The sequence below is a fragment of the Amycolatopsis sp. WAC 04197 genome (assembly GCF_003947475.1).
Classification (GTDB): Bacteria; Actinomycetota; Actinomycetes; order Mycobacteriales; family Pseudonocardiaceae; genus Amycolatopsis; species Amycolatopsis japonica.
Map to the genome: position 1 here is coordinate 361,745 of NZ_QHJK01000003.1, position 21,242 is coordinate 382,986.

The window sequence follows — 21,242 nt, forward strand, 5'->3', positions numbered from 1 at the left end:
CTATTTCCGGCTGAGCCGGACGATCCCTTCGTCGCCTTGAACCGCGACGACGACGATCACCTGCCGGTTGATCTGATGGGCCATCCCCGGCGGACCGGACACCGCGGCGCCCATCCCGCCCGAGGCCGGGGCGAGCCCCACCTTCCCGGCCTGGACCGCGACCGAGAGCGGTCCGGCGCCGCCGTCGTTGGGGATCTGGTCCCCGGTCCGGACGAGCACCTCGCACTCACCGTCGGCGCAGGACCTCAGGTCCCGTCCGTCCGCCGCCACGAACGGCGCACCGGACGGGGCCGCGGCCCCCAGCATCGGCGCGCTCTCCGCGGAAGGCGTCGAACTCGCCGCCGCGAAGATCGGCGTCGGCGCGGCCGTCGCACAACCGGCGGCGAACAGCGCCACGGGAACCAGGACCAGGCATCTTCGGCGATCGACCATGACCGAGGAACGTAGCCGACCCGAGAGCCCTTGCATGCACCCGAATTCCGCAATCCTGCGGCTGTTCGCAGTGCTCGGCGGCGGTCCGGCCGGGTGAATCGACCGGACCGCCGCAGCACGTGGTCATACGGGCACCGAGAGTCCCGACCGTGTTCGCCGCCTGATCACGCGAGATCCGTCTCCAATCACGCGAGTGCGCCGTTCAATCACGCGTGATCGCCGATCGCGCACGACGCCTCCGCTCAGACCTCCGCGCGGGAGACGATCGCCCGCGTGTCCACTCCGGACGGAAGCGTCCCGAACGCGACACCCCAGTCGCCGCCCAGCCGCGACGCGCAGAACGCGTCGGCCACCGCCGGCGTCCCGTGCCGCACCAGCAGCGAACCCTGCAGCACCAGCGCCATCGACTCGACCAGCCGCCGCGCCCGGTACTCGATGTCCGACAGATCGGACAGTTCCTTGCGCAGCCTGCCCACCGCGTCGTCCAGCCGGGCGTCGGCACCGGACGCCTGCTCGACCTCGGTGAAATACGCCGCCACCGACTCGGGTTGCTTCGCCATCGCCCGCAGCGCGTCCAGCGCCGCGACGTTGCCCGAACCCTCCCAGATCGACATCAGCGGAGCCTCGCGGTAGAGCCGCGGCATCCCCGATTCCTCGACGTACCCGTTCCCGCCCAGGCATTCCAGCGCCTCGACCGCGTGCGACGGACCACGCTTGCACACCCAGTACTTCGTCACCGCCAGCCCCAGCCGCCGGAACGCCTGCTCCTGCTCGTCCTCCGGCCGGTCGGTGGCCGACGCCAGCCGCATCCCGACCGTCGTCGCCGCCTCGGACTCCACGACGAGATCCGCCAGCACGTTGCCCATCAGCGGCTGATCCACCAGGTTCGCCCCGAACGCGCGACGATGCCGCGCGTGGTGGATCGCTCGCACCGCGCCGTACCGCATCCCCGCGGCACTCCCGACCGCGCAGTCCAGCCGGGTGTTGTTCACCATCTCGATGATGGTGCGCACCCCGCGGCCCTCCTCGCCGATCAGCCAGCCGATCGCGTCGTCGTACTCGATCTCCGACGACGCGTTGGACCGGTTGCCCAGCTTGTCCTTCAGTCGCTGCAACCGGATCCCGTTGCGCGAGCCGTCCGGCAGGACACGGGGGAGCAGGAAACACGACAGCCCGCCCGGCGCCTGGGCCAGCGTCAGGAACATGTCCGACATCGGCGCCGAGGTGAACCACTTGTGCCCGACGATCACATAGCTGCCGTCACCCAGCGGACGCGCCGTGGTCGTGTTCGCCCGGACGTCGGAACCGCCCTGCTTCTCCGTCATCGACATCCCGGCGATGAGGCCGCGCTTCGAACTCGGCTCACGCAACCCGAAGTCGTACTCCGTCGCCGCCAGCAACGGCTCGTACCGCGCGGACAGCTCGGGATTGAACCGCAGCGCCGGCACCGCCGCGTACGTCATCGAAATCGGGCACGTGTGCCCCGCGTCGACCTGCCCCCACACGTACATCTTCGCCGCCCGCGCCGCGTGCGCGCCCGGACGGGGATCCCGCCACGGTGCCGCGTGCAGCCCGTAGGACACCGCGACGTCCATCAGCTCGTGCCAGTACGGGTGGAACTCGACCTCGTCGATCCGGTTCCCGACCCGGTCGTGCGTCCGCAGCACCGGCTCGTTCTCGTTGACCAGCCTGCCCCACTCCTGCGCCTGCTCACTCCCGGCGAGCCTGCCGAGAGCGTGCACCTCGGCCACCGCCCAGCCCGCGCCCGCCCGCTCCAGCCCTTCCAGCAGGGCCGGATCGGCGGCGACGTCGTACTCCGCCAGCGGCGGGACCTGATTGGTGACCTCATGAGTGACCGGCATCGGAACCTCCCAAGGAACGCAGGACGAAAGTGCGCAGCCCGGACACCTCGTCCGCACTGCCGGTGGTCAACGGGCCGATCAGCACCTCGGCGGCCGCGCCGACGAGCGCCGCCGCGGTGACGTCCGCGTCCTGGGCGGGCAGGGCCCCGGACCGGACACCGTCGGCCACGTGCTGGGCCACGACGTCACGGAACGCGCGCCGGAACACCAGCCGCTCGGCCTCGATCGGCGCGTCGACAGGCTCGGCCAGCAGCGCGTACGCCATCCGCGGCGTCTTCAACGCCCGGCTCGCGAAGGTGTCGAAGACCGCCACGACCCGCTCCGCGGGCGTACCGGGCCGCTCCGACACCTCGCGCACGGCCTCGACCTCACGCGTGACGACCTTGCGGAACAGCTCCACGACCAGTGCGGCTTTGGTGGGGTAGTGGCGGTACACGCTGCCGACCGCCACTCCCGCCCGTTCCGCGACCGCCGACACCGAGCACCCCGCATACCCGCGCTCGGCCAACTGCTCCATGGCGGCGGCGAGGACGGCGTCGCGCTGAGCGTCCAGACGCTCCTGGACCTTCGGTGTACGTCGATACGGCACCCAAGAAGTGAAGCACCGATTCACACCTTCAGTCAACGCACCTTGGCGAGCCCTTCAACGGCCTTGGCGATGCCCTTCTTGTCATAAGCACTGGTCGGCATGGTCGCCGCATGCGCGTGACGGACCACCCCGTCCCGGTCGAACAGCACACTGCCCGACTGCTGCAGCAGCTTCTTCCCCAGCCCGAAGGCCTCGTGCGGCGTCCCGCCCCGACCGGTCACCACCCGGAACGGCACCCCGCGCTTCGCCCGCCACGCCTTGGCCTCCGCCCGCTCCTCGGGGACGGCGACCAGCACCCGCACATCGGCGGCGGCCAGCTCCTCCGCGCGCCCCACGAGATCCTTCACATGGCCGTTGCACACCGGGCACGAGGTCGACCGCATGAAATAGATCAGCACGTTCCCCGTGCCACGGAACTCCGAAAGCCGCACGACCTGCCCGGACGTGTCCTCCAGAACGACCTCAGGGACCGTGGAACCGATTTCCAGCATTGAAGAACTCCTCAACAGAAGATCAGGAAGCAGGGTTGTCGAGAGAGGCACGGACCGCCGCCCGCGCGCGATGCAGCCGGGACTTCATCGCCGCCGGGCTCAGCCCGAGCGCGTCGGCCACCACGCGGCCCGGATGACCCTGGATGTCACGCATGATCAAGACGCGACGCTGATCGGACGGCAACCCGGCGACCGCCTCGGCCACCCGCTGCGCCTCCAGCCGATCCAAGGCGTCCTCTTCGGCCGACACCATCACCACGGAATCCGCCAGATCGTCACCACGCCACGCCCGGCGCGCCCGCCGGAGACATTCGTTGCGCACGATCCGGAACATCCACGACGCCAGCGCACCGGTGGCCCGCAGCGAGCCGATCTTCCGGTACAGGATGATCAGCGCCTCCTGCGCCGAATCCTCCGCGTCCTCCGGCGAAGCGCACAGCGACCGCGCGAACCGCTGCACATGCGGATGAGAACCCGAGACCAGGGCGGCGATGGCGGACGCGTCCCCGCCCTGCGCCGCCACGATCAGCGAATCCCGCGGCCAATCGGCCTCCACGACGAACCTCCTCCCGCGCCGGGCTTGTCCCGGCCCTTACAAGAGCCGCGAACCCCACGAAAGGATTCAGCCCCGCTCACGTGACCCCGCTCACCCCAGCCGGTGCACCACGAATCCCACGTCACCCGATGGCATGATCGCCGCTATGACATGGACCGCCCCCGAGGTCACCCGCCCGTCCGGCGACACCGCCGCCGACGAGCGGATCCTCCTGCCCTCCCTGCTGACCTGGCACCGCAGCACCTTCCTCCACAAACTCGCCGGCCTCACCGGGGAACAGCTCGCCACGGCATCGGTCCCGCCCTCCAACCTCACCCTCCTCGGCCTCGTCCGGCACCTCGCCAAGGTCGAACGCTTCTGGTTCCGCCTGCGCTACGCCGCACAGGACATCGAACCCCTCTACGACCCCGCCCTCGGCAAGGACCACGACTTCGAAGTCCTCGACGCGACCAAAGCCGAAGAGGCCTACGACATCCTCCTCGAAGAGATCCGGCTCGCCGACGAGGCGGCCGCCGGAGGATCGCTCGACGACACCTTCGACCTCGGCGGGAACCCGTTCTCACTCCGCATGCTCTACGTCCACATGATCGGCGAATACGCCCGCCACAACGGCCACGCCGACCTCATCCGCGAACGCGTCGACGGCCACACGGGAGCCTGACCATGGACTACGGATTCATCGGCGCGGGGGAGATCACCGCCGCCATTGTCGAAGGCCTCAGCAAGGACGTCACCGACCCGCCCCGAGTCTTCCTCTCACCTCGCAGCCGCAGCGTCGGGCAAGAACTCTCCGCCCGCTTCGCCAACGTCGAAGTCCGCGACAGCAACCAAGCCGTCGTCGACAGCGCCACAACGATCATCCTCGCCGTCCGCCCGCCCATCGCCGAAGAGGTCCTCCGCGACCTCACCTTCCGCCCCGAGCACGTCCTCATCAGCGCCCTCGCCGGCGTCCCCCTCGACCGGCTGCGCGACTGGGCCGCCCCCGCCCGCGAAGTCGTCCGGAGCATCCCGCTGCCACCCGCCGCACGCCGCCAGAGCCTCACCGCGATGTACCCCGACAACCCCGAAGCCCGAGCCCTCTTCGACAGCATCGGCGGCAGCGTCGTCCCCGCCGCCGAGAAGGACCTCGACATCTTCAGCGGCGCCACCGCCACCTTCGCCGCCCACCTCGACTACCTCGGCACCATCGCCGCCTGGATGACCGACCAGGGCATCGACGACACCACGGCGACCGCCTTCACCAGCCACATCTTCGGCCAGCTCGGCCAGTCCCTCGCCGAACAGAACGGCTCCCTCGAGACCCTCACCGGCAAACACATGACCCCCGGCGGGCTCAACGAACAGTTCCTCACCGACCTGCGCACCAATGGCGTCCCCGACACCGTCCGCGAGGCCCTCGACGCAATCCTCACCAGACTGCGGGACAAGTGACCATCATCGACAGGCTGCGGGCGGCCGGGTGCGTCTTCGCCGAAGACGAAGCCCGGCTCCTCACCGCCGAAGCCCGCACCCCGGCCGAACTCGACACCATGGTCCAACGCCGCGTCGACGGCGAACCACTCGAAGTCATCCTCGGCTGGGCCGAATTCCACGGACTCCGCATCGCCGTCGAACCCGGCGTCTTCGTGCCGCGGCAACGCTCCGAACTCCTCGTCCGCCACGCCGTCACCCTCGCCAGACCAGGAGCGGTGGTACTCGACCTCTGCTGCGGAACCGGCGCGCTCGGTGCCGCCATCGCCGCCGAACTCGGCGACGTCCGGCTCTACGCGGCGGACATCGAACCCGCCGCCGTCCGCTGCGCCCGCGAGAACGTCGCCCAAGCCGGGGGAGAGGTCTTCGAAGGCGACCTGTACGCGCCACTTCCCACGTCGCTACGAGGCCGCGTCGACATCCTGGTCGTCAACGCCCCGTACGTCCCCACCGACGCCATCGCGATGATGCCGCCTGAGGCACGAGACCACGAACCCCGCGTCGCGCTCGACGGCGGGCACGACGGCGTCGACGTCCACCGCCGCGTCGCCGCCGAAGCCCTCCACTGGCTCGCACCAAGCGGGCACCTGCTCATCGAAACCGGCGAAAGCCAAGCCGCGAGCACCGCGGAAGCCATGGCGCACAACGGTTTGACCCCCGAAGTGATCACCGACGAAGACCTGTACGCGACGATTGTTGTCGGTGCCCGGGGCTAGGGTCGCCGCCGTGACCGACTACCTCCAAACCACCCGCACCGCCTACGACACGGTCGCGGCCGACTACGCCGAACTCCTCCGCGACCACCTCGCCGGATCCACCTGGGACCGCGCCGTCCTCGGCGCGTACACCGAGCTCGTCCAGGCCGCCGGCGGCGGCCGCGTCGCCGAAATCGGCTGCGGAACCGGCCGCATCACCGAGTACCTCCACCAACTCGGACTCGACATCCACGGCATCGACCTCTCGCCGGGAATGCTCGCCGTCGCCCGGAAGTGGTACCCACATCTGGACTTCCAGCTCGGCGAGATGCCCGGACTGTCCCTTGAGGACGGTTCACTCGCCGGCGCCGTCGCCTGGTACTCCATCATCCACACACCGCGGGAGCGGCTGCCGGAGATCTTCGCCGACTTCCACCGGATCCTCGCCCCAGGCGGCCACCTGCTGCTCGCCTTCCAGGTCGGCGACGAAGTACGCCACATCGAGCACGCGTACGGCCACGACATCTCCTGCGACGCGTACCGGCTGGTGCCCGAGAAGATCGCCGCACAGCTGGGGGAGGCCGGTTTCAGCCTGCTCTCCACCCTCGTGCGTGAGCCGTCCGAGGAATTCGAGAGCACCCCACAGGCCTACCTGATCGCCCGCAAGCAGTAGCTCAAGGACGCCGCGCCTCGACGAGCCAGGCCGCCGAACCGTAGAAAACGCCCCGGTCGGCCTGGTGCTCGGCGAGATCCGCACGCAAGGCCTGGATGGCACCCTCCCGCGCGGTGTCATCCAGGTCGCTCAACCGCCCACCATGCTGCTCGACGATGAACTCCGCCGCGTCGTCGACGTCCTCACCGAAGTACATCGGCTTGTTCACCGCGGTGCACTCGACGTCGACGTACCCGGCGGAGGTCAGCAAGTCCTCGATCTCTCCCGGATCGCTGAGCGCCAGATCCCCGGACGGCACCTCACGCCCTGCCGCGAAGATCGTCCGGAAAGTGGTGATCCATTCGTTGAGCCGCAACGGCTGCCACGTCAGCAGGACCAGACGACCACCCGGCCGGGTCGCCCTGGCCAGATTGGCGAACGCGGCCAGGGGAGTACCGAAGAACATCGAGCCGTGCCTGCTGATCACCACGTCGAACCGCGCCTCGGCGAACGGATGGACCTGCGCGTCCGCCTGCTCGAACGAGACGTTGAGGACACGCTCCTCCTCGGCCAGCCGACGAGCGACGCCGAGCATCTCACTCGAGAGATCGACACCCAGCGCCGAACCCTCGGCAGCCAGCCGGGCCGCGTCCCGCGTCGTCTGCCCGGCACCACAGCCGACATCGAGGACCCGGTCCGTCACCTGGACATCAGCCGCGGCGAAGAAGAGATCCCGGTACGCGGCGACACCGTCGTTGAACCGCTGCGCACGCTTCGCCCAGAACGACCCGTCGTCACCATCCCACGCCTTCAGCATCCGTTCGTTGGACGGATCGACACGCACAGCGGTGCTCTCGGACATTTCGGCAACCCCCAGATTCGGTATCCGGAGACGACCCTAGCGCGACCCGTCAGCGGAACGCCGCCACATTCCTGGCAGCCCACTCGGCGCCCGACCGAGTGATGTTGAACATCCAGGAAATCCCGAACTGGTCCACCAGCGCGCCGGCTTCGTCGCCCCACAACTGTTTCTCCAGGGGCATCGTCACGGTGCCGCCGACGGACAGCTTCTCGAAGTATTCGCGAAGTTCGCCGTCGCCGCCGAGGTAGACCGCGACGTTGTTGCCAGGGGAGTGGGGCACGTCCTTCGCGGTGTCGAACTGAGCGTGCATGACCTTGTCAGCGGTGGGAGAGTCGGGCGCACCGAAATCCGCGAGTCGAGATTCCATGCCAGGACCATTCCACCCAATACGCGACACCTTGTGTCGTATATCAGCCGACGCCCCAGTAGGCCAGCCAGGCATCCAGCGCCGGCCCAGGCGGGTTGAGCCGACGAGCCCGGGCGACGTTGTCCTCGTCTTCAGGGACGACCTCGGCCAGAATAAGGACTTCCGTGCGAGCTTCGCCGGCACCGAAGAGTCCTTCATCGGACAGCCTCCGCAGTGCCGTCTCCATCGCACGCAGCCGAAGGTCGAACTCGGCGTCGGACGCTTCGTCGTCGAGGTCGAAGACCGCCGGCCGGGCAGCGAACAGATCGCGGACCGGCTTCAGGTGTTCCTCACCCAAGATCGAAAACGGCGAATCGGCATAGGAGTAGCGGACAACGTCGGCGTCGGACCGCTGAGCCAGCGCCTCGTGCGACCACGCGGACAGCGCCGGACTGAACGCTTCGCCAGGCGTCGTCAGCGTGACGTAGTAGAAGGTGTGGCCGGGGTTGTCGCGGAACAGGTCAGTGACGGCCGCACGGGTGGCCGCGGTCAAGGCGTCAGCGAGGTCGGCTTCGGTCGGAGTCATCGGGGCATCGAACCACATGCCACTTACTTGACATAATGTACATTATCGGCACTTTGGCCGACCTGGATAACGGCGGTCGAGAGGAGCCCTGACGTGGGCTGGAAGCGTCCTTCACCGCATGTCACGCAGCGAAAGCGCCCTTCGCTGCACTCGGCGCCGACGTCCCTCCCTGCACCTCTCCGTGCGGTGCCGGTGTCCCGAGACCCCGGGACGCCTCAGGACACCCCCAGAGGACGAGGAACCGATGTCCAATCACCCGGCCTCAATACGTCACTGTGACGAATTGATCCGGACGTCTCGGCCGATGATGATCAATGGAGGCGCTCAGTAGCAGGCAGACCTCACCGAGCCGATCTAGCCAGCGACACCTGCAAGCCCCAGAGCGCCCCGGTGGCCCGATGTGTCATGAAAGGGTCGTTCAGGACGAAAAACGTCAGGAACGACCCTTTCATGACACATCGGAGAGCGACAGAAGGGCCGAGATCCCCCGCGAGGGATTTCCGGACCCATCACTCCGTTTCATGCATAATCACTATTATGCATGAAACGGAATATAACCCAGTGTAAGACTGTCGGTGCCATGCGGTACAAGATGTTCATGAGGGTTTCCGAGGCACAGCAAGCCTTTTTCGCCGCACGTCGTCCCCGTAAGGATTCTCCTCACACCACCGACGCCTACCGCCGCGACCTCGCCGGTATCACCGCTCTTCTGCTCCGCGAGCTGGACCGCTCCCCTGACGACCTCATGGTCGAGATGCTCACCGCCCAGGCGCTCCGCAACGCCTTCGGTGCCTTCGCGGACACGCACGCGAAGAGCTCGGTGCTGCGTGCGTGGTCGACCTGGAACCAGTTCCTCACCTTCTGTGTGTCCGACGGCCTGCTCGCGGGCAATCCGATGGGCGCCGTCGCCCGGCCGAAAGCGCCTCCGTTGACGCCGAAACCCTTGCGGGGTGAGGAAACCCCGGAGCAGTTGCTCGCGGCCGCCGTCGACGGCGCGCGCCGGGCCCGGGATCCGTGGCCGGAGCGGGACGTCCTGGTGATCGCGCTCGGGCTGGTCGCCGGGCTGCGTGCCGCGGAGATGCGGGCGCTGACGGCGCGGTCGCTGGTCGGCCGTCAGGGCGAGACGCGGTTGCACGTCCATGGCAAGGGAAGCCGGGACCGGTCGATCCCGGTGCAGCCGATCATGGAGAAGATCATCGAGGAGTACCTCGCCTCCTGCCGCCGACGGTTCCCGCAGCAGCGGTTCGGGCCCTCCACTCCCCTCCTCCGGGATCGGGCCGGTGAGCCGATCGGCCGCGGGGCGCTGGAGTACCTGGTCAAATCCTGCTACCGGTGGGCGGGCCTGCACGACCGGGTGCCGGTCGGGGCGAATCTCCACGCGTTGCGGCACACCTTCGCGACCCGGCTGGCGGAAGACGGCGCGACGGCGTCGGAGATCATGGCGCTGCTGGGGCACGCGAGCCTGGCGACCAGCCAGAACTACATCGAGGCGACCGGTCGTGAGCAGCGGGCTGCGGCGGCGAGCAACCGGACGTACCGGGCTCTGGACGGGATCGTGTAGGTCAGCGGAGTTGTTCGAGGTCCTTGGCTGCCTGGGCGATTTCGCCCGCCAGGTTCCGGAGTTCGGTGACGGAGGCGCCGTCGTCGGCCGCGGTGACGACGTCTTCCGCGGCGCATCGGAGCTGGAAGAGCCGGTCTTGGAGGGTGGCGATCTCGGTGTCGGAGAGGACGACGGCGTCTTCGGGGAGGCCGCTGCGCTGGAGGGCGGTCCGGCGTTCGTAAGCCCGCTGGCGGCACGATTGCCCGCAGTAACGGCGGCGCCTGCCGACGTTGCCGCCCTGTTCGAGGCGCCGTCCGCACCATCCGCAGTGCTTGGGTGCCCCTGCGCGGCGTAGCTCGGACACCTCTTCGGCGGACGTCTTCGGGTGTTCGGCCACTTCCCTCACGGTTCAGACCCTAGCTGGCCACCCGACGATCATGCCGGGGCCACGACCGAAGTGCACACTAGTGGGGTGCCGACACTGTTTCCGTACCTCGCAGATCCGCTTCCGCGTGCCTTCGCCCATCGGGGCTGGCACCTCGGTGACCTGGAAGGACTGGAGAACTCGTTGCCGGCCTTCCAGCAGGCGGTGACGGAGGGTTATCGCTATCTCGAGACGGATGTGCACGCGACGTCGGATGGCGTGGTGGTCGTGCATCACGACGCGTCGTTGGATCGGACGACCGATGGCGCGGGGTTGATCTCGCGGCAGACCTGGGCGCAGCTGCGGACGGTCAAGATCGGGGGCCGTGTGCCCCTTTCGCGGCTGGAGGACGTGCTCGAGGAGTTGCCGGAGGCGCGGTTCAACATCGACGTGAAGTCGAACGAGGCGGTGGAGCCGTTCGTCCGGGCGATAGAGCGGACCGGTGCGCATGACCGGGTCGCGGCGGCGTCGTTCTCCGACGCGCGGCTGGCCCGGATCCGGAAGTTGGCGGGGCCGAAGCTGGTGACGGCGATGGGTCCGCGTTCGGTGGCGGTGATGTGGGCGAACGGGTTCTTGCCGCTGTTTTCGTTGCGGGCGTTGTCGCGGGGTGCGATGGCGCAGGTGCCGGTGCGGCAGGGGCGGTTGAAGGTGGTGGACCGGGCGTTCCTGCGGCAGGCGACGCGTGGGGGTTTCGAGGTGCACACGTGGACGGTGGACGATCCGGCGGAGATGCGGTTGCTGCTGGATCTGGGGGTGCACGGGATCGTGACGGATCGGCCGGATCTGCTGCGTGAGGTGCTTCGGGAGCGGGGTTCCTGGCCTTCCTGATCCCGCGTTTAGTCCTCTGAATGCGCTCACACGCATTTAGAGGACTAAACGCGAGGGGGTCAGCGGGGTGGTTTGCCGTTCCAGGCGGCGTCCCAGGTCTTGGGGCCGAGCCGTCCTGAGTCGTTGATGCCGTTGGCGCGCTGGAGGGCGAGGACGGCTTCGCGGGTTTTGTCGTAGTAGCAGCCGGTTCCGGTGAAGCCGTAGCCGAAGGCGTTCATCCGCAGCTGGAACTGCTTGAGTGCGACGGCGCAGTCGCCGTAGGCGTAGACGACGCCGGGCCAGGCGGGTTTGGGGCCGCCGGGCGGTGCGGGCGGGGTGGGCTTCGGTTTGGGTGCGGGCGGCGGGGCGGGCTGTCCTCCCCCGCCGATGTAGGCCGATTCGGCGTAGGACGGGACGCGTTTGCTGCGGCCGTCGCTGTCGTTGCGGAAGCCGAGTTTGCCGGCGCATTCCCACGGTTGCCAGCCGCGCATGCGGTACAGGTAGAGGGCCCGGTAGTCCTGTTCGCGAGGGGTGGCCTGGTCGGGTCGTCCTTGGCCGCCGACGCTGCGCCAGGTGGGCAGGTCGAACTGGTAGGCGCCGTAGTAGCCGTTGCCGGTGTTGATGTTGTAGCGCCCGCTCGATTCACACATGCGGAGCTTGGACCAGTAGGTGCCGTGGGGATCCGCGGCGGCGGATCCGGTGGTGGCGATCTGCAGGCCCGTGACGGCGAGGGCGAGCAGGAGCGTTCTCGCCACTACGCGGTGTGCTGTGCGAAGGCGATGGGTCCTCATGAGCGGAACAGTAAATACCGGACACTTGCTTCACAAGAGTCACAGCTCGCTCACCAGCCTCACACGAAACACACGGGGATCGTGGCAGCGACACGCCGACGATGGCCGGGAAGGTGTCCGGCGAGGGTTCGTCTCGCGTCGAAACGAACACGGTCCGGACTCGTGCCGGACAGGTGGGTGTGATCACCAGTAGTCTCCCGCTGACCTCGACGTTCTCGACTTCAGGAGCTGTGCATGACGGTGGCCGTGACCCGTGAACGCAAGCGGGTGTGGCGGGCTTGGTACCTCTACGACTGGGCCAATTCGCCGTTCTATTCGTCGGTGATCACCGTCTTCGGAGCGCTCTATTTGAGCGAGATCGCGTCCGCGGACGCGAAGGCGAATTTCACCCTTAACGGGGACAGGGCGTGCACCGATTCGAGTGGAGCTTCGAGCACCCTGCAGAACTGCGACGTCTCGTTGTTCGGACTGGAGTTCCCGGCGGGTTCGCTGTGGGGATATCTGCTGTCGATCGCGACGGTGACCCAGGTGCTGGTGCTGCCGATCGCCGGGGCGATCGCGGACCGCAGCAGGCACAAGCGGCGGATCCTCGGCGGGTTCGCGTTCCTGGGCGCGGCGGCCTCGGCGCTGATGTTCTTCATCGCGGGGACGAACTGGGAGGTCGGGGTCTGGACGTTCATCCTGGCGAACATCGGTTACGGCGGTGCGCTGGTCGTCTACTACTCGTTCCTGGTGGACATCGCGGAGCCGGACGAGCGGGACGCGGTGTCGTCGAAGGGTTGGGCGTTCGGCTATCTCGGCGGTGGCCTGGCGCTGGCGTTGCAGCTCGGGTTCTTCATGGGGCACGAGTTCTTCGGGGTGAGTGAAGGGCTGGCGATCCAGATCTGCTTCCTGACGTCGGGGATCTGGTGGGCGGTGTTCACGATCCCGGCGGTGCGGGCGCTCCCCCAGACTCATGTGCCGAAGTCGGGCGACCGGGGTCTGTCGGTGCTGACGGCCGGGTTCAAGGAGCTGGGGCGGACGATCAAGGACGCGAAGGCGTATCCCCTGACGCTGGCGTTCCTCGGCAGCTACCTGGTCTTCACCGACGGGATCACGACGGTGGTGGCGGTGTCGGCGCAGTACGGGAAGGACGAGCTGAAGTACAGCACCCAGGTGCTGATCGTCACGATCCTGGTGATCCAGTTCCTGGCCTACGCCGGCGCGATGATCCATGGCGCGATCGCGGCCCGGATCGGGGCGAAGAAGACGATCTTGGGCAGTCTGGTGGCCTGGGTGGTCGTGCTGTGCTTCGCGTTCTTCATCGAGGCCGGTCAGCCGTTGCAGTTCTACGCGGTGGCGGTCGGGATCGGGTTGGTGCTGGGTGGGACGAACGCGTTGTCGCGGTCGTTGTTCGGGCAGATGATCCCGGAGGGCAAGGACGCGCAGTACTTCTCGCTGTACGTGGTCGGTGAGCGGGGGACGTCGTGGCTCGGTCCCCTGTTGTTCGCCGCGGTCGGGCAGATCACCGGTTCGTTCCGGTACGCGATCATCGCGCTGGTGATCTTCTTCGTGCTCGGTTTCGTGTTCGTGTGGCTGGTCCCGGTGCGCCGGGCGATCGAGGCGGCGGGTAACCGACCACCGGCGGTGCTGTGACGGCGGAGCGTGCCGATAGGGTCGAGCGTCGTGACCGTACTGAAGGAGAGTGGCCCGGATCCCACGGACGCGTTGTCGTCGGTGCCGGTGGCGGGTTCACGGCGGGGTGTGCCGGTCGTCGGGAAGTTGAAGTTCTGCTACGGGCCGATGGACTGCGGGAAGTCGACGCTGGCGTTGCAGATCGACCACAACCATGCGCGGCAGGGTCGTCGCGGGATGGTGCTGGTGCGGCATGACCGGTCCGGGGAGCCGCAGATCACCAGCCGGATCGGGTTGACGCGCAAGGCGATCGAGGTGGGGAACGAGACCGACCTGCGGTTGCTGGTGCGTGAGCAGTGGGCGGCCGGGCGGCATGTGGACTACCTGATCGTCGACGAGGCGCAGTTCTTGTCGCCTGATCAGGTGGATCAGCTGGCTGAACTGGCCGATGACGTCCAGATCGACGTGTACTGCTTCGGGATCGCGACGGATTTCCGGAGCATGTTGTTCCCGGGTGCCGCGCGGTTGTTCGAGCTGGCGGACGAGTTGCAGCCGGTCCAGGTCGAGGTGTTGTGCTGGTGCGGGCAGACGGGGCGGTTCAACGCGCGGGTTTCCGATGGTGAGGTGCTGCGGGCCGGGGACACCGTGGTGGTCGCGGATACCGAGCAGGCGCTAGTTGAAAGTTCATCGGCATCACGTTCCGAGGGCGAACCGAACACGGTCCGTTATCAGGTATTGTGCCGTCGGCACTTTCGACTGGGCGACCTGGGGCCGACCTCGGCCCAACACGGTCAGTTACGGTTGACGTGACAGGCGTACTACTAGCCCATCTGGGGGATATCCGCACCAAGATGGCCGTATTGACGTCACGCCAGAGCGCGAAACCACTCCTACTAGGAGAAGCTGTTGCCACCGGGTGACACAGCTCATCGTGAGCAAGGACATGCTGCTCAGGGAATCTCCTGGGCCTCATCGTCGTTGCATAGGGTGAGCATCACCCTGGCTCCACCCGGAGCTGACTGAAAGGACCCCCATCATGGCCGACCGTGTTCTCCGTGGAAGCCGGCTGGGAGCGGTCAGCTACGAGACCGACCGCAACCACGACCTCGCGCCTCGGCGCACCGTGCGCTACGCCTGCCCCAAGAACCACGAGTTCGAGGTGCCCTTCTCCGACGACGCCGAGATCCCCTCGGTGTGGGAGTGCAGGCTGCACGGCAGCGAGTCCGAGATCGTGGACGGCGGGCAGCCGGAGCAGAAGAAGGTCAAGCCCCCGAGGACGCACTGGGACATGCTCCTGGAGCGCCGTTCGATCCCGGAGCTCGAAGATCTGCTCAACGAACGTCTCGCCGAGCTGAAGGGACGCAGGACCACCCGGTCCGCCTGACGCACGGCACAAGTAGCTAGCCCCACCACGAACCGGCGAAGCCCCCGCGACCTCCCTCCGCGGGGGCTTCGCCGTGTCTCGGGGATGTCAGGAAAGGGCCGTTCAGGACAAGAAACGTCAGGAACGACCCTTTCCTGACATCCTGCGACCGATCAGGCGGGGAGCAACCCGGCGCCGAGTGACGTCAACGCGTCGCGAAGGCGCCGTAGGTGCTCCGGCGGCGATTCCAGCAGCGGGAGCCGGACCGTCGCGTGCGGGATGACGCCGAGTTCGGCCAGCGCCGCCTTCGCCATGATCGCTCCCTGAGAGGTGCGCATGACGGCCTCCGCCAGGGGAAGCAACCCGGCGTTGAGCGAGCGCGCGGTGTCGAGGTCTCCCCCGCGTACGGCTCGGATGAGCTCGGCGTTGCGGTCGGCGAAGGCGTTGCCCACGACGCTGACCAGGCCGGTGGCGCCGGCGGCGAGGTAGGGCAGGTTGAGCTCGTCGATGCCGCAGTAATAGGCCAGCGACGTGTGCGCCATGACGGTCATCGCTTCGAACAGGTCGCCCTTGGCGTCCTTCACGGCCCGGATCCTGGGGTGGTGCGCGAGTTCGATCAGAGTGGCCACTTCGAGGGCCGTGCCGGTGCGGGCCGGGACGTCGTAGAGCATGACGGGCAGGTCGGTGGCGTCGGCGACCGCTTGGCAGTGGACGACGATCCCGGCCTGGGTCGGCTTGGAGTAGTAGGGGCAGACGAGCAGGAGCGCGTCGGCGCCGGCCGCCTCGGCTTCCTTCGCGCGCCGGATGCAGGCGGTGGTGTCGTAGGTGCCGACTCCGGCGATCACGCGGGCCCGGTTCCCGGCGCGGCTCGCCACGGTGTGGACGAGCCGCGCTGCTTCGGCGTCGGTCAGGGTGGGTGACTCCCCGGTGGTTCCGCCGACGACGATGCCGTCGCAGTCGGTGGCGAGCAGATGGTCCACCAGGCCGGTGAGGCCGGGTTCGCTGAGCGCACCGCCGGGTTCCATCGGGGTGACCATGGCGACGAGGTTGGTGCCGAAGACTGTTCCGGTCATGCGGTCGATCCTGTCGGCGTCGATACCTGCGGTCCAGCGATGGTTTTTGGACGGTATTGCGTAGCCTGGCTTCATGATCGAGGTCGGGGCTCTGCGAGCGTTGCGGTCGGTGGCCGCGTTGGGGACGTTGGCGCGGGCGGCGGACGAGCTGGGCTTCACGGCGTCCGCGGTGTCGCAGCAGATCAAGCGGCTGGAGCGCCAGATCGGGATGCCGGTGCTCGCCCCGGCCGGCCGCGGTGTCGTGCTGACTCCGGCAGGTCAGGCCGTCGTCGACTCCTCGCTGGAGGTGTTCCAGGCACTCGAACGGTGCGCCGAGGCCGCTCAGTCGGTCGCGGAGGGCGCGCCGCGCGGGGTCCTGCGGGTGGCCGCGTTCTCGACCGGTATCCGCGGCCTGCTCGCCCCCGTCCATCCGCGGCTCCTGACGCGCTATCCCGACCTGCGCTTGCACATCACCGAGCAGGACCCCGACCAGGCGCTGCATTCGGTCGAGGCCGGGACGGCCGACCTCGCGCTCCTGCATGACGCCGACGGTCTACCGGTCCCACTCTCCCCCGCGTTGTCGCGGCGTCTGGTGCACACCGACCTCGGTGATGTCGTCATGGCCGAGACCCATTCCCTGGCGCGGTCCGAGCCGCCGTTGGACGGCGCGGATCTGGCCGGGCACGCGTGGGTGACCAGTCCGCCCGGCACGGTCTGCCACGAGTGGTTCCGGCGCGTGTTCGCCGGCCTTCCGGAGGAACCCGATGTGCGGCATCTGGTGGACGATTTCTCCACGCAGCTGTCGCTGGTCGCCTCGGGCGAGGTCGTCGCGTTGATCCCGCGGCTGGCGCGCCCGCCCTTGGCCGAAGGGCTCGTCGCCCGGCCGTTGCGGCGCCCGCCGACGCGCGAGGTGCACGCCGCGTGGCGCCGCAGTGCCGAGTCGAGTCCCGCGATCCGGGCGGTGCTGACGGAGCTCGGGGCGGCTCGGTCAGCTGGGGTACATGCTGGTCACGTTGACGAACGTGCCGGTGATCCCCATGGCGTCGTCGGAGGCGAGGAACGCCAGGGTGGAGGCGATTTCGGCGAGGCGCGGTGAGCGTTTGGTCAGCCGGGCCTCGGCGAGGCCGCCGAGGACGTTCCGCACCATTTCGGGGGTCGCCGGCAGCTGGTTGTTCACCGCGGCGAGCTTCTCGGGCGTGAGGGTCTCCGGGATGCCCGCGACCCAGATGCCGAGCGCGCGGACGCCGTGCGGTCCGATCTCGACGGCGAGATTGCGGATGAAGGTGTCCAGCGCGGCGTCGATCGAACCGGTGGCGCCCATCATCGGGCTGCCGTGGGCGGATCCACTGTCGAGGGCGAGGATGACGCCGGAGCCCTGGGCGACCATGTGCCGGGCGGCGGCCCGCGCGGTGATGAAGTTCGTCGTGATGCCGTCGGTGATCGGACGGACGTAGTCCTCGACCGACATCTCCACGAGCGGGATGCCTTGGATGTCGCCACGCGGGACGAGGTTGAGCGAGACGTCGAGGCTGCCGGCCTCGGCCACGACGGAAGCCGCGTGCGCGTCGACCGCGGTTTCGTCGAGGCCGTCGACGACGGCGACTTCGGCCCGTCCCCCGGTCTCCTTGATCTCGTCGGCGAGCTTCGTCAGTGCCGGTTCGTGGCGGCCGGTGAGGAAGACGCGGGCCCCGCGCGCGGCGAACTCCTTGGCGACGCCGTTGCCGATCGCCCCGCCGGCGCCGTAGATGATCGCGTTCTTGTTCTGCAGGCTCATGGGTCTTCCTTCCACGTTTGTCGGGTACGACGGTTGAGACGTGGAAGGCGCGGAGATCTCATCGGTGCTCAGGTCAGCGTCAACGGCAGCCCGAACGCGGGGAACAGGTGCGGCTCGAAGGCGGTGATCTCGGCGACCTTCCCGTCTTCGATACGCAGCACGTCGAGCACCTGTGCCCGGTAGATCCGGGTGCCGGGCCGCCGGACGTAGCCCGCTGCGGCGGGAAGCCCGTTGGCGACGGTCGGAAGGTGTTTCCACTCCCCGAAGTACGTTGGCGAAGCCGGATCGAGGGACTTGGCGACGAACCCGAGGAAGACGTCGCGGCCGGAGAACCACAGCGGGTTCGGCGGCATCGTGACCAGCACGTCCTCCCTGAGCAGCTCGGCCATGACCCGGCTGTCGCCGTCGGCGGTGGCGGCGGCCATGTAGCGCCGCAGGATCGCCTGCTCCTCTTCGGTCGGCCGCACGGTCCGGGCCCAGTCGGTGCGACGTTCCGGCAGGCGTTCGCGCAGCGTGGGGCGTGCGCGCTGAAGGGCGCTGGTGACCGAAGCGACGCTGGTTTCCAGCAGGTCCGCGGTTTCGGCGGCCTTCCAGCCGAGGACGTCGTTGAGGATCACCACGGCCCGCTGTTTCGGCGGGAGGTGCTGGATCGCGGCCAGGAAGACGAGCTCCATCGTTTCCCTGGTCTCGGCGAACTCCGCGGAGTCGTCCGGGAACGGCTGCAACCAGGGCAGGAACTGCGGAGGTTCGCCCTGTTCGACGTCGGGCAACGGGTCGTAGGGACGAGGGACCCGTTTGTTGCGCCGCAGGAAGTCGAGGCAGGTGTTGGTGGCGATGCGGTAGAGCCAGGCGCGGAAGCTCGACCGGCCTTCGAACCCTTCACGGCCGCGCCACGCTCGCAGGAATGTCTCCTGGACCAGGTCTTCCGCGTCGTCGTAGGACCCGACCATGCGGTAGCAGTGCACGCGCAACTCTCGCTGGTGCTCCTCGATCCTCGCGGCGAAGGCGACTTCGTCGACGGTTTCCGTCACGGGCGCCGCTGTGACGTTTTCGTCCTTGGTCCGCAGCGCCAGCTGGGCGATGCGCCGCAGCCTGCCGACATCGGAGGTGAGGGAGGTGAGATCGGTGAGGAACTCCTCCGGCGGCTGAGGCGCGAGCCGGTTCGCGACCCGGCCGACCTCGGCGATCAGGGCCTGCACGTCGGGGGCGGGGTCGCGCCGTGACCGGTAGGCCCGCTGGCGGCACGCGGCCGAACAGTAGACGGCCGCACGCCCGCGCGAATCCGCCTTCGACGGCAGCGGACCTCCGCACATCCCGCAGACCTTCCCGGTCACGGCTCACCTTCCCCCGAAAACGTCACCTTCGATCGAGTGACGCATTATGCGGCTTGATACCCCGGGATGTCCTCGACTCGGTGGTAGACGTCGAGCCCGCGGGACAGGGCGATGGCGACGTCCTGGTCCGCGCCGGTGGATTCGCCCGGCAGCCGCAGGACGGCGTCACAGTGGTGCAGCAGCCGGTCGGCCGTCGGGTACATGACCTCCTTGGCGACCGGATCGGCGACGGTCTTCCCGCCCGCTCCGCGCAGCACCGGCAGCGCGACCCATTCGCCGATCATTGGCACGTGCCCGCTGCGGAAGATCGGCCAGGCGGCCTCTTCGAGCCGGGCGAGGTTGCGGGCGAGCAGTTCGGGGTCGTCGCCGGTGCCGGAACGGAACGGTCCGGCGATGAGGATCATCAAAGGTTTGCTCATGCGACGGAGCATAATGTGCAACAATCGGCAGGAACAAGGAGGAACGTGCACATGTTGGCTGCGCAGCGCCGAGACCTGCTGATGGAACGACTCAAAACCGAAGGCCGGATCGTGGCCAAGGACCTCGCCGCCGAACTCGGCGTGTCGGAGGACAGTATTCGCCGTGACCTGCGAGAACTCGCCGACGCCGGGCTCTGTCAACGCGTCTACGGCGGAGCCTTACCGGTTTCCCCCGCCACCGCGGACTACGCGACGCGTATGGCGGTCAGCGTCGCGGGCAAGGAACGGATCGCGAAACGTGCAGCAGCGTTGATCCGGCTCGGCTCGACGGTCATCCTCGACGGCGGGACGACCGCGCTCGCGCTGGCGAAGGCGCTCCCGGTCGATCTCGAAGCGAAGATCGTCACGCACAGTCCCACGGTCGCGGCCGCGCTCGTCACGCATCCGAAGGTCGAGGTGTTCCTCATCGGCGGCCGGCTCTTCAAACACTCCGCCGTCACCTGCGGGGCGGCCGCGGCCGAGGCCGCGATGGGGATCAACGCCGATCTGTTCTTCCTCGGCGTCACCGGTGTGCACCCCGAAACCGGGCTCACCACCGGCGACTCCGACGAGGCCGCGATGAAACGCACGCTCGCCAAACGGGCGGCCGACACCTACGTGCTGGCCAGCTCCGAGAAGATCGGCGCGGCCTCGCCGTTCACCGTGCTCCCCCTGTCCGACGTCGCGGGCGTGATCACCGACGCGGCGCCGGACGAGCCGACCGTGAAGGAACTGGGGAAACTCGGAGTGAGCGTGCTGGGCGTCAGCCCTTCTTGGCCAGCCCGCGAAGCTGCTGCCAGCGACGCTTGAGCCCCCACAGCCCGACGAGGACGATCGCCTCGCGCACGACCGAGCCGCTCATCTTCGACTGACCGACCTCGCGTTCGGTGAAGGTGATCGGCACCTCGACGACCTCGAACCCGGCGAGCGCCGTGCGGAACGCCAGATCGATCTGGAAGCAGTAACCGCGCGAGGCGATCTCGTCGAGCGGAAGCTTCTCCAGCACCGTGCGGCGATACGCGCGGAAACCGGCGGTGATGTCCTTGATCTTCGTACCGAGCGCGACCCGCGCGTAGAAGTTCGCCATCCACGACAGCGCCTTGCGCTGGAACGGCCAGTTCACCGTGCTGCCGCCGGGCACGTAGCGGGAACCGATGGACAGATCCGCGTCCTCCAGGGCGGCCAGCACCCGGGGCAGATCCTCCGGCGCGTGCGAGCCGTCGGCGTCCATCTCGACGATGGTGGCGTAGTCGCGGGAGAGCCCCCAGCGGAATCCCGCGACGTACGCGGCACCGAGGCCGGCCTTCTCGGTCCGGTGCATGACGTGGATCCGCTCGTCGGCCTTCGCGAGTTCGTCGGCGACGTCACCGGTGCCGTCCGGGCTGCCGTCGTCGACGACGAGGGCGTGCACGTCCGGGAGTGCTTTGAGCAGACGTTCCAGGATCGGGCCGATGTTGTCCCGTTCGTTGTACGTCGGGACCACCACCAGCACCGGGTCGATTCCCTGGGCCCCCCGCGGCGCCTGCGCCATCCGCTTTTCCTCC

26 protein-coding genes are annotated in these 21,242 nt (G+C 68.4%); 11 read left to right on the top strand and 15 right to left on the bottom strand.

Annotated features, from left to right (window positions below):
* The 5 genes from DMC64_RS14725 to DMC64_RS14745 all read right to left on the bottom strand — a co-directional run bounded on the left by DMC64_RS14725 (nucleotide 1) and on the right by DMC64_RS14745 (nucleotide 3,930).
* Nucleotides 1–432, bottom strand: coding sequence for a hypothetical protein (locus DMC64_RS14725; RefSeq protein ID WP_125733965.1), 432 nt, complete (start codon nucleotides 430–432; stop codon nucleotides 1–3).
* A gap of 242 nt (nucleotides 433–674) precedes the next feature.
* Nucleotides 675–2,294 (bottom strand): acyl-CoA dehydrogenase family protein, encoded by a 1,620-nt coding sequence (locus DMC64_RS14730; protein ID WP_073843145.1) that lies wholly within the window; start codon nucleotides 2,292–2,294, stop codon nucleotides 675–677.
* Nucleotides 2,278–2,883: a TetR/AcrR family transcriptional regulator gene (locus DMC64_RS14735; RefSeq protein ID WP_037337980.1), complete on the bottom strand. Its 606-nt coding sequence runs from the start codon at nucleotides 2,881–2,883 to the stop codon at nucleotides 2,278–2,280. The genes DMC64_RS14730 and DMC64_RS14735 overlap by 17 nt, the downstream gene beginning before the upstream one ends.
* A 32-nt stretch (nucleotides 2,884–2,915) precedes the next feature.
* Nucleotides 2,916–3,374 carry a peroxiredoxin gene (locus DMC64_RS14740; RefSeq protein WP_125733966.1) on the bottom strand — a complete coding sequence of 153 codons (459 nt, stop codon included), beginning with the start codon at nucleotides 3,372–3,374 and terminating at the stop codon, nucleotides 2,916–2,918.
* A gap of 22 nt (nucleotides 3,375–3,396) precedes the next feature.
* The gene (locus DMC64_RS14745; RefSeq protein ID WP_125733968.1) at nucleotides 3,397–3,930 is read right to left on the bottom strand and encodes an RNA polymerase sigma factor; all 534 of its coding nucleotides are present in this window, start codon (nucleotides 3,928–3,930) and stop codon (nucleotides 3,397–3,399) included.
* Between the two features lie 145 nt (nucleotides 3,931–4,075).
* Here DMC64_RS14745 and DMC64_RS14750 point away from each other — a divergent pair, with 145 nt between their 5' ends.
* From DMC64_RS14750 to DMC64_RS14765, 4 genes are read left to right on the top strand one after another with little or no spacing between them, the layout of a single operon-like run.
* Complete coding sequence (locus DMC64_RS14750; RefSeq protein ID WP_037337975.1) at nucleotides 4,076–4,591, top strand: DinB family protein; 516 nt, start codon at nucleotides 4,076–4,078, stop codon at nucleotides 4,589–4,591.
* A 2-nt stretch (nucleotides 4,592–4,593) separates the two neighbouring features.
* Complete coding sequence (locus DMC64_RS14755) at nucleotides 4,594–5,361, top strand: NAD(P)-binding domain-containing protein (protein ID WP_125733969.1); 768 nt, start codon at nucleotides 4,594–4,596, stop codon at nucleotides 5,359–5,361.
* Nucleotides 5,358–6,116, top strand: coding sequence for a putative protein N(5)-glutamine methyltransferase (locus tag DMC64_RS14760; protein WP_125733970.1), 759 nt, complete (start codon nucleotides 5,358–5,360; stop codon nucleotides 6,114–6,116). Before DMC64_RS14755 ends, DMC64_RS14760 begins: the two co-directional genes overlap by 4 nt.
* Nucleotides 6,117–6,126: 10 nt before the next feature.
* Nucleotides 6,127–6,768 (top strand): class I SAM-dependent methyltransferase, encoded by a 642-nt coding sequence (locus tag DMC64_RS14765; RefSeq protein ID WP_125733971.1) that lies wholly within the window; start codon nucleotides 6,127–6,129, stop codon nucleotides 6,766–6,768.
* 1 nt (nucleotide 6,769) lies between these two features.
* Here the strand turns inward: DMC64_RS14765 and DMC64_RS14770 are convergent, their stop codons facing one another.
* Genes DMC64_RS14770 through DMC64_RS14780 form a run of 3 tightly spaced genes read right to left on the bottom strand, consistent with a single transcriptional unit; the run spans nucleotide 6,770 to nucleotide 8,508 of the window.
* The gene (locus DMC64_RS14770; RefSeq protein ID WP_125733972.1) at nucleotides 6,770–7,609 is read right to left on the bottom strand and encodes a class I SAM-dependent methyltransferase; all 840 of its coding nucleotides are present in this window, start codon (nucleotides 7,607–7,609) and stop codon (nucleotides 6,770–6,772) included.
* Between the two features lie 49 nt (nucleotides 7,610–7,658).
* Nucleotides 7,659–7,976 (bottom strand): hypothetical protein, encoded by a 318-nt coding sequence (locus tag DMC64_RS14775; RefSeq protein WP_199754978.1) that lies wholly within the window; start codon nucleotides 7,974–7,976, stop codon nucleotides 7,659–7,661.
* Nucleotides 7,977–8,019: 43 nt separating this feature from the next.
* A complete protein-coding gene (locus tag DMC64_RS14780) occupies nucleotides 8,020–8,508 on the bottom strand; it encodes a DUF4303 domain-containing protein (RefSeq protein WP_233629662.1) in 489 nt (162 codons plus the stop codon).
* A gap of 613 nt (nucleotides 8,509–9,121) precedes the next feature.
* On the opposite strand from DMC64_RS14780, the gene DMC64_RS14785 reads away from it, so the two are divergent.
* Entirely contained in the window at nucleotides 9,122–10,102 is a 981-nt protein-coding gene (locus DMC64_RS14785; RefSeq protein WP_125733975.1) for a tyrosine-type recombinase/integrase, read from the top strand.
* Between the two features lies 1 nt (nucleotide 10,103).
* Here the strand turns inward: DMC64_RS14785 and DMC64_RS14790 are convergent, their stop codons facing one another.
* Nucleotides 10,104–10,487, bottom strand: coding sequence for a hypothetical protein (locus DMC64_RS14790; protein WP_125733976.1), 384 nt, complete (start codon nucleotides 10,485–10,487; stop codon nucleotides 10,104–10,106).
* Nucleotides 10,488–10,553: 66 nt separating this feature from the next.
* On the opposite strand from DMC64_RS14790, the gene DMC64_RS14795 reads away from it, so the two are divergent.
* Nucleotides 10,554–11,333 carry a glycerophosphodiester phosphodiesterase gene (locus tag DMC64_RS14795; RefSeq protein WP_125733977.1) on the top strand — a complete coding sequence of 260 codons (780 nt, stop codon included), beginning with the start codon at nucleotides 10,554–10,556 and terminating at the stop codon, nucleotides 11,331–11,333.
* Nucleotides 11,334–11,392: 59 nt separating this feature from the next.
* Here DMC64_RS14795 and DMC64_RS14800 read toward each other — a convergent pair whose 3' ends face one another.
* Entirely contained in the window at nucleotides 11,393–12,067 is a 675-nt protein-coding gene (locus tag DMC64_RS14800; RefSeq protein WP_199754979.1) for a transglycosylase family protein, read from the bottom strand.
* Nucleotides 12,068–12,337: 270 nt separating this feature from the next.
* Between DMC64_RS14800 and DMC64_RS14805 the strand changes: the two genes are divergently transcribed.
* The 3 genes from DMC64_RS14805 (at nucleotide 12,338) to DMC64_RS14815 (ending at nucleotide 15,101) form a co-directional block, all read left to right on the top strand.
* Nucleotides 12,338–13,738: an MFS transporter gene (locus DMC64_RS14805; RefSeq protein WP_125733979.1), complete on the top strand. Its 1,401-nt coding sequence runs from the start codon at nucleotides 12,338–12,340 to the stop codon at nucleotides 13,736–13,738.
* Between the two features lie 30 nt (nucleotides 13,739–13,768).
* Nucleotides 13,769–14,527 (top strand): thymidine kinase, encoded by a 759-nt coding sequence (locus tag DMC64_RS14810; protein WP_037337954.1) that lies wholly within the window; start codon nucleotides 13,769–13,771, stop codon nucleotides 14,525–14,527.
* A gap of 226 nt (nucleotides 14,528–14,753) precedes the next feature.
* A complete protein-coding gene (locus DMC64_RS14815; RefSeq protein WP_005151365.1) occupies nucleotides 14,754–15,101 on the top strand; it encodes an RNA polymerase-binding protein RbpA in 348 nt (115 codons plus the stop codon).
* A gap of 152 nt (nucleotides 15,102–15,253) precedes the next feature.
* On the opposite strand, the gene dapA is transcribed toward DMC64_RS14815, so the two are convergent.
* Complete coding sequence (gene dapA / locus DMC64_RS14820; RefSeq protein WP_125733980.1) at nucleotides 15,254–16,153, bottom strand: 4-hydroxy-tetrahydrodipicolinate synthase; 900 nt, start codon at nucleotides 16,151–16,153, stop codon at nucleotides 15,254–15,256.
* Nucleotides 16,154–16,226: 73 nt separating this feature from the next.
* On the opposite strand from dapA, the gene DMC64_RS14825 reads away from it, so the two are divergent.
* Nucleotides 16,227–17,228 (top strand): LysR family transcriptional regulator, encoded by a 1,002-nt coding sequence (locus DMC64_RS14825; RefSeq protein ID WP_125733981.1) that lies wholly within the window; start codon nucleotides 16,227–16,229, stop codon nucleotides 17,226–17,228.
* Here DMC64_RS14825 and DMC64_RS14830 read toward each other — a convergent pair.
* The 3 genes from DMC64_RS14830 to DMC64_RS14840 form a co-directional block, all read right to left on the bottom strand.
* Entirely contained in the window at nucleotides 17,121–17,906 is a 786-nt protein-coding gene (locus tag DMC64_RS14830) for an SDR family NAD(P)-dependent oxidoreductase (RefSeq protein ID WP_125733982.1), read from the bottom strand. The genes DMC64_RS14825 and DMC64_RS14830 overlap by 108 nt on opposite strands.
* A 68-nt stretch (nucleotides 17,907–17,974) precedes the next feature.
* Complete coding sequence (locus tag DMC64_RS14835) at nucleotides 17,975–19,240, bottom strand: sigma-70 family RNA polymerase sigma factor (protein WP_199754980.1); 1,266 nt, start codon at nucleotides 19,238–19,240, stop codon at nucleotides 17,975–17,977.
* Between the two features lie 44 nt (nucleotides 19,241–19,284).
* Nucleotides 19,285–19,659, bottom strand: coding sequence for a DUF4406 domain-containing protein (locus tag DMC64_RS14840; protein ID WP_228708280.1), 375 nt, complete (start codon nucleotides 19,657–19,659; stop codon nucleotides 19,285–19,287).
* A gap of 51 nt (nucleotides 19,660–19,710) precedes the next feature.
* On the opposite strand from DMC64_RS14840, the gene DMC64_RS14845 reads away from it, so the two are divergent.
* Entirely contained in the window at nucleotides 19,711–20,508 is a 798-nt protein-coding gene (locus DMC64_RS14845) for a DeoR/GlpR family DNA-binding transcription regulator (protein ID WP_063275414.1), read from the top strand.
* On the opposite strand, the gene DMC64_RS14850 is transcribed toward DMC64_RS14845, so the two are convergent.
* Nucleotides 20,462–21,229 (bottom strand): polyprenol monophosphomannose synthase, encoded by a 768-nt coding sequence (locus DMC64_RS14850; RefSeq protein WP_125733983.1) that lies wholly within the window; start codon nucleotides 21,227–21,229, stop codon nucleotides 20,462–20,464. The two genes, DMC64_RS14845 and DMC64_RS14850, sit on opposite strands and share 47 nt — an antisense overlap.
* Nucleotides 21,230–21,242 lie beyond the last annotated feature (13 nt).